Source organism: Bacillus sp. UMB0728, from assembly GCF_002858875.1.
GTDB lineage: Bacteria > Bacillota > Bacilli > Bacillales > Cytobacillaceae > Bacillus_AB > Bacillus_AB infantis.
The window spans coordinates 974,266-987,290 of sequence record NZ_PKLA01000002.1; the positions used below are offsets into that span (position 1 = coordinate 974,266).

Below are 13,025 nucleotides of genomic sequence, written 5' to 3' on the forward strand. Positions count from 1 at the left end.
AATGAAGAGGTGTTTCTATGCTCAGGCAAATGCTTAAGCAACATTTTGGCATACAGGCGGAGGAAGAATTGAGAATCGGGCTGCATGAAGCGTTCAAAAAGGATAACCAGCTTTATATACCGATGGAGGTTGGCCTGGAGGAAGAGGATCTGGCGGAGCTTAGCCTGATTGCCAGCCATCTGCAGCAAACCGGCGATAAGACTGTAAGCACTTTCCTGCAGACAACTGAAGGTAAACACTCAAGCGTGTGGGAGCAAAAGAGCTATTGTGTATTGAAGTGCCCGAATGCCCAGCCGCGCAAAGGCTATCAGTCTGGCAGGAAGCTTGCCAAGTTCCATTATCGCGGCAGGCTTATTTCCTCACCGATCACCCGGACAAGCAGGATCGGGCAGTGGAAGCAGCTCTGGGAAAAGAGGCTGGATCAGATGGAGAAGGTTTGGAATAGCATGCTTTTTCAGCAGCCGGAGCATGAACTGGACCGGATGTTTCTGGAAACATTCCCCTACTATATGGGCCTGGCCGAGAACTCCATCCAATATCTGGCTGATGCAGAGCTGGATGATGAGCCAGGGCCTGCGGACAGCGGGACTGTCTGCCATGAGCGTTTTGTTTCCTCCACATGGGGAAGTGATGATTATCTGATCAAAAGCCCGTTTGACTGGGTCTTTGATCATGCAAGCCGCGATCTGGCAGAATGGTCCAGGGAAAGGTACTTCCGGAACATCAAAACTTATCAGCCAGGGCTATCACAGTATCTGAAGGAGTACCAGACAGTTGAGCCGCTGACCTCTTTTTCGTGGCGGCTGCTGTATGCACGCCTTCTGTTCCCGCTTCACTATTTTGAGTGCATTGAGAATTATTATGGGAATCCGACAGAGCATCAAAGGCATCTTTCAGAAGAGCAGCTGGGCCGTTTCCTGCAGCATACAGGCGACCATGAAGAGTTTCTGGGAAAGTTTTTTGAGATGGCAGAAGTCCCTGCTGCCAAAATGAAACTCCCTCCTGTAGACTGGCTGAAATGATAGCGGACTCAGCAGGGCTGTGAAAGGGCTTTTCCTTTGAATTGCCATTTCTTCCTTTTATAATGGGGAGGTACTGAACTTTTACGGCAAACTGCTGGGAGGCATATGATTGATGAAGGATAGAGTGTATATTACAAGAAAGCTGCCGGAAGAAACGATTTCCGGCTTAAAAGAGCATTATCATGTGGAGATGTGGGATAAGGAAGACATACCTGTTCCGGCAGAGGTTCTCAGGGAAAAGGCTAAAGAGGCATCGGCGCTGCTTACGATGCTTTCAGATTCCATAGATGGTGATTTGCTGGCGGAAGCGCACCGATTGAAGGTTGTAGCCAACCTTGCAGTCGGTTATGACAATATTGATGTGAAGGCTGCAGCGGAAAAAGGGATCACTGTGGCGAATACCCCTGATGTGCTTACTGATACTACAGCTGATCTGACCTTTGCTTTATTAATGGCGGCAGCCCGGAGGATCACGGAAAGCGCAGAATATGTGAAAGAGGGGAAATGGAAGAGCTGGAGTCCGCTCCTTCTTGCCGGCCAGGATATCCATCATAAGACCATCGGGATTGTTGGAATGGGGAATATCGGCCAGGCTGTGGCAAAGCGGGCAAAAGGCTTTGACATGAACATCCTTTATCATAACAGATCAAGAAGGCCTGAGGCGGAAGAAAAGCTCGGAGCTGTCTACGCTTCATTCGAGGAGCTGTGCGAGCAGTCGGATTATGTTGTATGCCTTGCACCGCTGAATGAGTCGACGAAAAATCTTTTCACCGAAGAGGCCTTCCGAAGAATGAAGAACTCCGCCATCTTCATTAATGCAGGCCGCGGCGCCATTGTGGATGAAGACGCACTTTACCGTGCTCTTCTTGATGGGGAAATCAGCGGAGCCGGGCTTGACGTCTTTGTAAAAGAACCAATTGGAAAGGACCATCCTCTCCTCAGTCTGTCCAATGTTGTCGCCCTTCCGCATATCGGCAGCTCCAGCACGGAAACCAGAATGGAGATGGCCAGGCTTTGCGCTGAAAACATCAATCTTGTTTTATCAGGCAAGCAGGCAAAAACGCCGGTACATATTTAATGATTGAAGGAGGCCCGGCTTTTTGCCGGGCTTTTGGTTTAGTGGAGGAGTGGCCGGGCTGTGGAGGGGGATATTGCTATTGGCGGAGATACAGGCTGGTGTTTCCATAGGGTTGTCAGGGGTAAGTCAGATCATGAATTTCAATGTCATGTATCCGGGAGGAGCCAGTGGACACATGACCGAGCGAAAAAAGCGGATGTCATGTATCCCAAAAAAGCTACTGGATACATGATCGAGTAAAAAATGGAGGTGTCATGTATCCGGGAGGAGTCACTGGATACATGATCGAGCGAAAAAAACGGGTGTCATGTACCCCGAAAAAGCTACTGGATACATGACCAAGTAAAAAGTGGAGGTGTCATGTATCCGGGAGGAGTCACTGGATACATGACCGAGCGAAAAAAACGGGTGTCATGTACCCCGAAAAAGCTACTGGATACATGACGGAGTAAAAGATGGAGGTGTCATGTATCCGGGAGGAGTCACTGGATACATGGTCGAGCGAAAAAAACAAATGTCATGTACCCCGAAAAAGCTACTGGATACATGACCAAGTAAAAAATGGAGGTGTCATGTATCCGGGAGGAGTCACTAGATACATGACCGAGCGAAAAAAGCACATGACATGTATACCGAAAAAGTCCCTTACATGACAGAGCGAAAATCCTAGTGTCATGGACAGGGGGCAACATGCCATAGATTTCTCATCCATGTAAGCTATAATCCACTACACAGCCTTCGTCTAAAGAAAAAATCTCAAATCGCCAAACACCTACAGTCTCAGCACAGTAAGCGATTCCACAAATATAATTCTGAATATTTCCTATTGTAAAATTATCTTCCGAATTCTATAATGTCTACTATACAAATACAAATGTACACCTAAAAAGAACAACGGTGAGGGGGATATAGAGTGGAAGCTATTTCAGTTGGGTTGTTAGGATTGGGAACTGTCGGATCAGGTGTTGTGAAAATCATTAAAAACCACCAGGATAAGCTGATGCATCAGGTAGGCTGTCCGGTTGAGGTTAAAAAAGTGCTGGTGCAGGATTTGAATAAGCAGCGCGAAGTGGATATTGAAGCCTCCCTGCTCACAGGAAGCCCGGAGGAAATTATTGATGATCCGGATATCGATATTATCATTGAGGTCATGGGGGGGATTGAGGATACAAGGAAGCATCTCCTTAAAGCGCTTGCGAATAAAAAGCATATTGTAACAGCCAATAAAGATTTAATGGCATTGTACGGTTCAGAGCTTTTGACTGCTGCTTCAGAAAATGGCTGCGATTTGTTTTATGAAGCCAGTGTTGCCGGGGGAATCCCTATTTTAAGAGGGCTTGCAGATGGATTGGCCTCTGACCGGATAACTAAAATGATGGGCATCGTTAATGGGACAACCAATTATATTTTAACGAAGATGAGCCAGGATGGCAGCGCCTATGAAGATGTGCTGAAGGAAGCCCAGGAGCTCGGATACGCCGAAAGCGACCCGACCTCAGATGTGGAGGGGCTGGATGCTGCAAGGAAAATGGCGATCCTGGCCACACTCGGCTTCTCGATGAAAGTTGATCTGGATGATGTGAAAGTAAAAGGAATCACAGGGGTAACGGAAGAAGATCTGCAGTACGGAAAGCAGCTCGGCTATACTATGAAGCTGATCGGCATTGCCCACCGCGAAGGGGAGAAGGTTGAGGTCAGCGTGCAGCCGGCGCTTTTGGCAGAATCCCATCCGCTTGCCGGGGTGAATAATGAGTATAATGCAGTCTATGTATACGGGGAAGCGGTTGGAGAAACGATGTTTTACGGCCCTGGTGCAGGGAGCCTGCCGACTGCTACAGCAGTTGTCTCGGACCTTGTCGGTGTCATGAAAAATCTGAGGCTGGGCGTGAACGGGAAGAGCGCTGTCAGCCCGCAGTATCCGAAGAAGCTTAAAGACCCGTCCGAAATATACTCTAAATACTTCCTGCGGCTCCATGTTAAAGATGAAGTGGGTGTCTTTGGCGAATTGACATCTATTTTTTCCAAGCATTCCGTCAGTCTTGAAAAAATCCTGCAGCTGCCTGTGGAAGAAAAGGGGCTGGCCGAAATCGTCCTCGTCACCCATCAATCTTCTTTGAAGGATTATGAGGACATCCTGTCCAGCTTAGAGGACCTGCCTGCTGTAAAAACGATTGAGAGCTCATACAGAGTAGAGGGGAGTGGAAGCTGATGCGATGGGAAGGACTTTTGTCTGCCTACAAGGAATATCTGCCGGTGAATGATGAAACACCGATGCTCTCCCTAAATGAAGGCAATACACCGCTGATCAAGCTGAACCGGATATCCCAGGAATGGGGCATCGAACTGTATGTGAAAACGGAGGGCAGCAATCCGACCGGCTCATTCAAGGACCGCGGCATGGTCATGGCTGTTGCCAAAGCAAAGGAAGCCGGCAGCAGTACGGTCATTTGTGCATCAACAGGGAATACATCTGCCGCAGCGGCAGCATATGCGGCAAGGGCCGGGATGAGATGCATAGTTGTCATTCCTGAAGGCAAGATTGCCATGGGTAAGCTTGCACAGGCAATCATGTACGGAGCGGAAATTATATCAATTGAAGGCAATTTTGACGAGGCTCTTGCCATGGTCCGCAGCATCAGCGAAACGGAGCCTGTCACTCTTGTGAATTCTGTCAATCCATACAGGCTGGAAGGGCAGAAAACGGCTGCCTTCGAGATTTGCGACCAGCTTGGGAGTGCCCCTGATATTCTCGCAATCCCTGTAGGCAATGCCGGAAATATCAGTGCCTACTGGAAAGGCTTTAAAGAGTACAACCGCGCAAAACAGACCGGCCTTCCAAGGATGTTTGGCTTTGAGGCGGAAGGGGCGGCGGCCATTGTCCATGACAGAATCTTTGCAGAGCCCGAAACAATCGCTACCGCCATCAGGATCGGAAACCCGGCGAGCTGGCAGCTGGCCGTGGATGCGAGGGACGAGTCAGAAGGGAAAATCGATGAAGTCAGCGATACGGAAATCCTTGGGGCATACCGCAAGCTTGCAGCTTCAGAGGGCATTTTTGCAGAGCCGGCTTCCTGTGCATCGCTGGCCGGCATCTATAAAAAGCTGCGCCAAGGGGAAATACCGCATGGCAGCAGAGTTGTTGCAGTTCTTACAGGGAACGGGCTGAAAGATCCGAACACCGCAATCGATACAAGCCTTGTGAAGCCGATCCTTCTTCCAAACGAGCTTGAAGCGGTTGCGGGCCATATCAGGGGAGCCGTGCATTCATGATGGAGGGAGAGATGCTTACCATCAGGGTGCCGGCAAGTACGGCCAATCTTGGGCCTGGCTTTGATTCTGTCGGCCTTGCCCTGAGTCTATATTTGACGGTTGAAGCAGAGCGTGCCGGCCAATGGGAGGTGGTGCCGGAAAGCAGCTGCCTGGAGGGCTTCCCAAGGGACAGCCGGCATCTGATTGTCCAGGCTGCAAAGAAGGCAGCCGAACATTATTCAGCGGATCTCCCGCCCTGTATTTTAAGGGTGAAAAGCGACATTCCCCTGGCCAGGGGGCTTGGTTCAAGCGGAGCAGCCATTGTCGCCGGTATTGAACTGGCTGACTCGTTATGCGGCTTAGGGCTTTCCCGGCATGAAAAGCTGTGCATCGCAGGGCGGATGGAGGGGCATCCGGACAATGTGGGGGCCTCTCTCTTTGGCGGGCTGGTGATTGGTTATCAGACAGGGGAAGAGGTGCTGGCAGCCGCTTTCCAACATCTTGGCATTGAGGTGCTGGCAGTCGTTCCCCAGGAGGAGCTGCTGACAAAAGAATCGAGGGGGGCTCTTCCGGCAAGCTTGACCCACCAGGAGTCGGTTCAGGCCGGCGCTGCGGCCAATCTACTCATTGCTGCTCTTCTTCAGGGCAATTATGAGCTGGCTGGGAAGATGATGCAGAAAGATTTGTATCACCAGCCCTACAGGAGGAAGCTTGTTCCCCATCTTGACATGATTGAAGAGAAAGCAGCAGCTCTTGGCGTCTTCGGAACCGCCTTGAGCGGAGCGGGGCCTGCAGTGGTTTGCTTCATTGCCCCTGAAAAGGGAGATCAAGCTGCAGATGCTCTCAGCAGGATACTGCCGCAGATGGATGTGCTGCGCTTATCCATTGATCAAAAGGGCAGTACAGTATCCCGGCATGCAGTTTCAGGCCGTTAATATGTAAGAGCTGAGATTCCCATAAAAAAAAGCGATCCGCCCGAGGCGTGATCGCTTTATTATTGGAATTTCTTAGAATACCTGTTCTACTTCGACAACTCCAGGAACTTCTTCTAAAAGAGCACGTTCAATCCCTGCTTTTAAAGTAATGGTTGAACTAGGGCAGCTGCCGCAAGCTCCAAGTAAACGAAGCTTAACAATGCCATCTTCTACATCAACCAATTCACAGTCTCCTCCATCGCGAAGAAGAAACGGACGCAATTTATCTAATACTTCCTGAACATCTGAAATGATATCTTGTTCCATTAAAATCGACTCCTTTCCTACTCTTATTATAATCACTGTCGAGCCAAAAATCTATTCCCCAATCCCCAAATCCAATAATCGTTAATTTTTTTTCTATATGAATATTAAACTTCCATCAGTTAAAATAGACATAAAGGGGTGGAAAAAATGGACAGAAGGTCAGTTGAAATCGTTGTATACGGGGCAGAGCAGTTATGCCCAAGCTGTGTGAATCTGCCATCATCTAAAGAGACGTATGAATGGCTGGAGGCTGCGGTCAGCCGGAAGTTTGCTGATCAGCCTTTTTCCATCAGTTATGTGGATATACATAATCCTCCTGATGATGAGGCAAGGAGGGACTTTGCGATGCGGGTGATTGAGGAGGATATGTTTTATCCGGTCGTTTTGATCGGCGATGAAGTGGTCGGTGAGGGCAATCCGAAGCTGAAAACGATTTTTGCCAAGATGGAGGCTTACGGTTATACGCCAGCCTGATGAATGGGGAAAAGCGGGCCTGTGTGTATCAGGGTCGCTTTTTTGTTGAAATACGGAGTATCTTTTTGAATGGGGGCGGTGATTTCCATTCCAGGCACTTCGCTTTCCGCGGGGCGGCGCTGAGCCTCCTCAGAGTAAGCTCCTGCGGGGTCTCAGCTCTGCCGCTTCAATCCCGCAGGAGTCTGCGTGCCTTGCACTCCAATCACCAGGTTCTGAAAATTAATTGGGCAATTCCCCTTTCCTAATTAGGTCATTCAAATAAAAAAGGAAGGTCGCTTATCTTAACGTCTCTTCGTTATAAATTGTTAAATGAGACTGGTGATTCCGTTCCAGGCACACTTCATTCAATCGGCTTTGAATTGAATGACAGAGATTCTGCTCTCTGTGGCATTTTTCAGATCTATAAATAAGGTCAGTTATACATTCACATTAAAATTAAAAAGGAGTACGGATCTTCCATCCGTACTCCTTTGGTTTGCTTGATCAGCCATTATGATATTTGTACATCCATAAAATTCCGGATTTAAGCAGTCTGGCGACGCGGCCTGTGATCGGTCTTTCGGCGACAAGGCCGAAGCCATGCTTTTTGCCGAGTGAGCCAAGGACGCCTTTCAGCTTGATGACCGGCAGGGATTCTGGCAGCTCTTCGCCTTTCCAGCGCTTCAGGAGGATCTGGACAATTTGTTCTGCCTGGCCTTCGGCAAGCTGTGCACTTGGTGCATGCGGCAGGCTTGCGCAGTCTCCTACAACATACACATGCTCATTGCCGGGAATGTTATGGTGCTTGGTAAGCACGACACGGCCCTGTGCATCTTTTTCCACCGGCAGGTCACGGACAACCTTGCTTGGCTGAATGCCTGCTGTCCATACAATGGCATCGCACTGAAGGGGCTCGTCATGGTTATAAAGGATGTTTTCTTCTACACGGGTAATGTTGGAATTGTTGATGATTTCCACTCCGTGATTGTCAAACCAATTTTCTACATAAGTGCTTAATCTTTCAGGGAAAGCGGAAAGAATATGATTTCCCCTGTCAAACAGCTTCACTTTCAGATCCGGCCGGCTTTCATTCAGCTCGGATGCCAGTTCAACGCCGCTCAGTCCTGCCCCAACGATGGCAACGACAGACCCCGGCGACAGATTGTTCAATGTTTCATAAGTGCGGCGTGATTTTTCGATTGTCTGGATGCTGTAGGTGTGTACATCTGCCCCAGGGACATTATGGTACTTATCCTCGCACCCAAGTCCAATGATAAGGTCATCATAGGAAACAGGAGTTTCATTTGCCAGGTTTACCTGCTGTTTTTCAAGGTCGATCCCCGAGATTTCTCCATATTTAATCTTAAGGCGCGGATGCTCAGGGAAAGCAACCCGGACATGCTGATCAGAGATCGTTCCTGCTGCTAGTGCATAATATTCAGTTTTAAGGCAGTGGTAAGGTACCCGGTCAATCAGTGTAATGCTTGTATCTTCCGGCAATGAGTTTGGCAGCAGACGGGCAAGAGCTCTCATGCCGCCATATCCTCCGCCAAGTATGACAAGATTTTTCATAACCAAATTTCCCCTTTTGTCCAGTATGTAAGCAGCTATAGTAATATATTAAAATAATAGAACACAATGACAGAATAAGAATTAAACGTTTACATTATTATATTAGCAAAATAATTAGAATATTAATTCACAAGAATATTCATGAAACAACATAAAAAGTATAACGAAATTATAGCTAAATCACAACACATATCTGAATAATCCAGGCAAAAGTCGACATTATACGCCCTTCAATCATCCAATAATGATAATCCAGCGCTTACTGTGTATGTGACAGTATGCCTTTGCTTGCGTTTTTGCCTGAAACCAAGTACATTAACAATTAGTAGAGAGGTGAATAGATGTGATTCAGCCAATCATAGAATTTTGCATCAGCAACCTGGCAAGCGGTGCGCAGAAGGCCCTGGAAATCCTTGAAAAGGACCCGGATCTGGATGTGATTGAGTATGGCTGCCTTGGGTACTGCGGAAAATGTGCAAGCTCTTTATATGCCCTGGTGAACGGTGAGGTTGTAACAGGAGAGACGCCGGAGGAACTGGTGGAAAACATATATCAATTCCTGGATGAAAATCCGATGTTTTAATATAAAAGGCCGCATATCGATGCGGCCTTTTTCTTATAGTTAAGGAATTTATAAATTGGAAGACTTGTGGATACTTTTCAATGCTTGATCCACGTCCAGCTCCACCGCCTACCCCCTCGTGGTCATAAGCCAAACCTCCCAAAAAGGCAAAGAATGCCTTTCCGGGAGGTTCGTCTTATGCTTGTCGGGGGTGATCAAGGCGCTTGCGCTTTTGTTCTTGAAGGAGCAGACATCAGCAGGTCTGCCTTCTGCTTTCCCTCATTTCATGCCAGCGTTCTCTTGCCATATCAATGATCCCCGGCTCAAGCGAACGGCTTTGCTGTTCGATTACCTTGGAGAAAAACTTGATTGCCTGGCCATCGCTGCCTATTTTCCTTGAAAGTTCTGCAATGAGGTATAGAAGTCTGGTTTCAGAGATCTGCGTGCCCTGGTAATCACCGCTTGAATAGGATTCCACATATTCATGGGCAGCCAATTTCATAAAGCGCTGTTCCTGTGTCTCATCGCCGCCATTTCTGTACAGCCAGGCAAGCCGCATATACAATCCCGCGATGGACACATGCTTTTCCTTCTTCAAAAGTGCTGAGTAGACAGCCAGCTTGTATGTCTGGATTGCTTCATTCCTGCTCCTCTTCCTGCCGAAGTCCCTGGGCTTCCATTGGCTCGTGATCTTTTCATCAATCTGTTCCTTTGAACCCGGGGGGAAATATGGGCTGAATTCCTCGGAAAACGAAAAGCCGCATTGAGGACATACTTGTATATAATAGAATATCGGATTGCTTGCATCTGAGTCATAAAAAGGAAGAAAATCAGTGTCATAGCCTTTGATTTTTACGAAGCGGGAACGGACCTTCTGGCTTGTAAAGTTGTTCTTGCATACAGGGCAGCTGTAGCTTTTTTCATACAATGGCTCCAGTATGGCCAATTTTCTCACCTTCCATTATAAAATAGTGGGTTTATTATACCATAAACAACAGGGTGTTTTAGGTAATAAGTTCTAATTCAGGAGCGGATTTGATAAAAGGGCCCTAAAATTGAAGCCTGCTCAGTTGAGTCCCGCTCAAAGTCTGTATATACTATATATAAGAGTAAAAACCTCAAGATTAAGGAGGATTTAAAATGGAAAACCAAATTGTTGAAATTACTGAAGCTGCGGCTTTTCAAATTAAAGATATGATGAAGCAAAATGAAGAGGAAAATGCATTCCTGCGTGTTGCAGTAAAAGGAGGGGGCTGCAGCGGGTTGTCATACGGCATGGGCTTTGCGCATGAAGTTGAAGAAAACGATGCCCAGTTCGAGCTCCATGGCCTGCAAATCCTTGTAAGCAAGGAAGATGCTGCCATCCTTAACGGCACAAAGATCGACTATAAGCAATCCATGATGGGCGGCGGATTCACGATCGACAACCCTAATGCCATCGCTTCCTGCGGCTGCGGTTCTTCGTTTAGAACGGCCAAGAATGCAGGGACACCTGAAAATTGCTGATTCCTTAATTGTCATCATATACCTTACAGAACGCTTCCTGACCTCAATCGAGCATATCAGGAAGCGTTTTTTACATGGAAAAAGAGAAGGGGGGGTTAAAAAATGAAGCTTTTTCAAAATACGCAGGAGTCTGAGAGCGAGTTTGGGTGCAGCCCGATTATCCAGACGCCGGCAGGAGCCATTGCATTTGACCTCCGAATCAATGGCCAAGTCCCATCCAGGTGCCATAGCAAACCTTCCTGCTATAGGCTGGAAAATGGAGAACTCTTGCTGAGATATTCACATAAGGATTACATAGCCGAGCTTCTCCTCTGCGAACCTGACACCAGGATTCCATCACATATGAAAATAGAAAAAGCAGCTGCTGCCGTCTGGAGGCTGAGAGCTTGTCATAATTTAAGGGACTGTATATTTCAAGCAGAGATGGAACCAATAGGAAGCGCCGGGTGGCCGGACAGCGGAGAAAGGCTCGAGGCGATGACCTGGGAGTATGGGGAATGGAAGCTCACTCTTGGCACAGAGGATGGGGCTGCCTTAGTTCAAAGGTCAAGAATAAAGGATATGATGCCGGACTCATTCTATGCTGAAGATGAAATTTCACAAATCCAAATCGTCAGGTATTTGCCAAATGCGATTGCAGTTCCAATCCCGGAAATAAGAAAGGGTGAACTTTGCCAGGTCCATTTTGTGGCAGCGTGGAGCCGCCCGAAGGAAGATGGGGATGCTTCCGCATGGTTTGCTGTAGATAGAACAGGAGGGGAAATCCTCGAAGGGTCAGGATTGTACTAAATTGGGCTGCCGGGCAGCATCCATTTTTTCAGAAAAAGGATGTTCGCACTGCCGGCTTGTCTCCCTCATGCATAAGATGAAACATATCTTGCTGCAGAGGGGGTGAATCTATGGGCTGCTGGTATAATGACAATGTAGCAGGCTTATCGGGCAACAGGCACTGGAAGCAGGATGATGTGGCTGGTGCATCTGACTGTCATCACAAGAAACGCGATGATGACTTTAAGGTAAGGGTTGAGGCCTTTATTGACAGTGAGGAATTTTGCAGGGCTGTAAGGCGCTGCCTGGCTGATGACGTAGCCGGGGCAGAAACAGACCGCCGCAGAAAACGCAGACACTATTGGTAAGAAATAAAAGCGGCCCCGCCGGAGTTTCTCTCCGGCGGGGCCATTTTATTGATTATTTATCAAACATGGACGTGCTGTGCAGAGGCTGCACCCGTGCTTTAGGATCAATAAGGGCCTTAGCATTGTTCACTGCAGTCGGCGCTTCTCCGAAACCGGAAGCAATCAGCTTCACTTTGCCGTCATAGGTGCAAATATCGCCGGCTGCGTAAATGCCCGGGATATTTGTCTCCATTTTGCTGTTGACGACAATATTATTTTTTTCAATTTCCAGGCCCCACTCTTTGATCGGGCCAAGCGATGAAACAAAGCCGTAGTTGACGATGACGGCATCAACATCGATGGCTTCTTTTTCTTCCCCTTTGGCATCCTGGATGATCACCTGGGAAATGCCCTCCTCATTGCCGATCAGTTCGGCAGGAACAAACGGAGTCTTGATTTCAACCTTGGAATTGTGAAGGTTTTCTACACTGTGCTCGTGGGCGCGGAACTTGTCGCGGCGGTGGATGATCTTTACGTTCTCTGCGATAGGCTCAAGCATCAAGGCCCAGTCTACTGCTGAATCGCCTCCTCCGAATACAACCACTTTCTTCCCGGAGAAATGATTCAGGTCATCAATGAAGTAGTGCAGGTTCTTGCCTTCATATTGCGGAGCCGAGTCAAGCTCAAGGCGGCGCGGCTGGAATGCGCCATTTCCGGCCGTGATGATGACCGTCTTTGTATAGTGGATTTCGCTGTTGGTGGTTAGCTTGAAAATGCCGTCCGGCTGTTTTTCGAGCTTTTCAACCGACTGCTCAAGCGATACCGTAGGTTCGAATTTCTTCATCTGCTCTTTTAAATTATCGACGAGCTCCTGTGCCCGCACTTTCGGGAAACCGGCTACATCATATATGTATTTCTCCGGATAAAGAGCTGACAGCTGCCCGCCAAGCTGGGGAAGGCTTTCAATTATTTTAACAGAGGCCTGCCTCATGCCGCCGTAAAAAGCAGTGAACAGCCCGACAGGCCCTCCGCCGATAATCGTTATATCATAGATTGTCTGATCTTCCTTCACACTAATCACCTCAACATATGTAGTAACATTTCTAGCCTTCATCATATCATAAATAATGAAAAACCTCACATAGCAGAACTGAAAGTTGTTGGAATAATGAGAAAAATTGCGTAAAAATCTTAATTTTCTCAATAGGATATATTCTGCTTTTAACC

At 47.9% G+C, this 13,025-nt stretch carries 13 protein-coding genes and 1 pseudogene; 10 read left to right on the forward strand and 4 right to left on the reverse strand.

Annotation, left to right across the window (positions count from 1 at the left end; all coding sequences use genetic code 11):
* Positions 1–17: 17 nt before the first annotated feature.
* From yutH to thrB, 5 genes are all read left to right on the forward strand, one after another.
* Positions 18–1,022 (forward strand): spore coat putative kinase YutH, encoded by a 1,005-nt coding sequence (gene yutH, locus CYJ37_RS10390; RefSeq protein WP_094769845.1) that lies wholly within the window; start codon positions 18–20, stop codon positions 1,020–1,022.
* Between the two features lie 109 nt (positions 1,023–1,131).
* Positions 1,132–2,100 (forward strand): 2-hydroxyacid dehydrogenase, encoded by a 969-nt coding sequence (locus CYJ37_RS10395; protein WP_170939609.1) that lies wholly within the window; start codon positions 1,132–1,134, stop codon positions 2,098–2,100.
* A 913-nt stretch (positions 2,101–3,013) separates the two neighbouring features.
* Positions 3,014–4,309, forward strand: coding sequence for a homoserine dehydrogenase (locus CYJ37_RS10405; protein ID WP_094769460.1), 1,296 nt, complete (start codon positions 3,014–3,016; stop codon positions 4,307–4,309).
* Positions 4,309–5,370 (forward strand): threonine synthase, encoded by a 1,062-nt coding sequence (gene thrC, locus CYJ37_RS10410; protein ID WP_101549576.1) that lies wholly within the window; start codon positions 4,309–4,311, stop codon positions 5,368–5,370. Before CYJ37_RS10405 ends, thrC begins: the two co-directional genes overlap by 1 nt.
* Entirely contained in the window at positions 5,367–6,284 is a 918-nt protein-coding gene (thrB, locus tag CYJ37_RS10415; protein ID WP_101549578.1) for a homoserine kinase, read from the forward strand. Before thrC ends, thrB begins: the two co-directional genes overlap by 4 nt.
* A gap of 72 nt (positions 6,285–6,356) precedes the next feature.
* On the opposite strand, the pseudogene CYJ37_RS10420 reads toward thrB, so the two are convergent.
* A pseudogene (locus CYJ37_RS10420) lies at positions 6,357–6,569 on the reverse strand (NifU family protein); the annotation flags it as partial.
* 168 nt (positions 6,570–6,737) lie between these two features.
* Here CYJ37_RS10420 and CYJ37_RS10425 point away from each other — a divergent pair.
* Positions 6,738–7,064 carry a YuzD family protein gene (locus CYJ37_RS10425; protein ID WP_101549580.1) on the forward strand — a complete coding sequence of 109 codons (327 nt, stop codon included), beginning with the start codon at positions 6,738–6,740 and terminating at the stop codon, positions 7,062–7,064.
* A gap of 483 nt (positions 7,065–7,547) precedes the next feature.
* Here CYJ37_RS10425 and CYJ37_RS10430 read toward each other — a convergent pair whose 3' ends face one another.
* The gene (locus CYJ37_RS10430; RefSeq protein ID WP_009791438.1) at positions 7,548–8,615 is read right to left on the reverse strand and encodes an NAD(P)/FAD-dependent oxidoreductase; all 1,068 of its coding nucleotides are present in this window, start codon (positions 8,613–8,615) and stop codon (positions 7,548–7,550) included.
* 343 nt (positions 8,616–8,958) lie between these two features.
* Here CYJ37_RS10430 and CYJ37_RS10435 point away from each other — a divergent pair, with 343 nt between their 5' ends.
* A complete protein-coding gene (locus CYJ37_RS10435; protein WP_009791437.1) occupies positions 8,959–9,198 on the forward strand; it encodes a YuzB family protein in 240 nt (79 codons plus the stop codon).
* 232 nt (positions 9,199–9,430) lie between these two features.
* On the opposite strand, the gene CYJ37_RS10440 is transcribed toward CYJ37_RS10435, so the two are convergent.
* Positions 9,431–10,123: a DUF2225 domain-containing protein gene (locus CYJ37_RS10440; RefSeq protein ID WP_101549581.1), complete on the reverse strand. Its 693-nt coding sequence runs from the start codon at positions 10,121–10,123 to the stop codon at positions 9,431–9,433.
* Positions 10,124–10,317: 194 nt separating this feature from the next.
* On the opposite strand from CYJ37_RS10440, the gene CYJ37_RS10445 reads away from it, so the two are divergent.
* From CYJ37_RS10445 to CYJ37_RS10455, 3 genes are all read left to right on the forward strand, one after another.
* Positions 10,318–10,683, forward strand: a complete 366-nt coding sequence (locus tag CYJ37_RS10445) for a HesB/IscA family protein (RefSeq protein WP_009791435.1) — start codon at positions 10,318–10,320, stop codon at positions 10,681–10,683.
* A gap of 102 nt (positions 10,684–10,785) precedes the next feature.
* Entirely contained in the window at positions 10,786–11,472 is a 687-nt protein-coding gene (locus CYJ37_RS10450) for a hypothetical protein (RefSeq protein ID WP_101549583.1), read from the forward strand.
* Between the two features lie 110 nt (positions 11,473–11,582).
* Complete coding sequence (locus CYJ37_RS10455) at positions 11,583–11,819, forward strand: hypothetical protein (RefSeq protein WP_022544342.1); 237 nt, start codon at positions 11,583–11,585, stop codon at positions 11,817–11,819.
* A gap of 52 nt (positions 11,820–11,871) precedes the next feature.
* On the opposite strand, the gene CYJ37_RS10460 is transcribed toward CYJ37_RS10455, so the two are convergent.
* Positions 11,872–12,870, reverse strand: a complete 999-nt coding sequence (locus CYJ37_RS10460; protein ID WP_022544341.1) for an NAD(P)/FAD-dependent oxidoreductase — start codon at positions 12,868–12,870, stop codon at positions 11,872–11,874.
* Between the last annotated feature and the right edge of the window lie 155 nt (positions 12,871–13,025).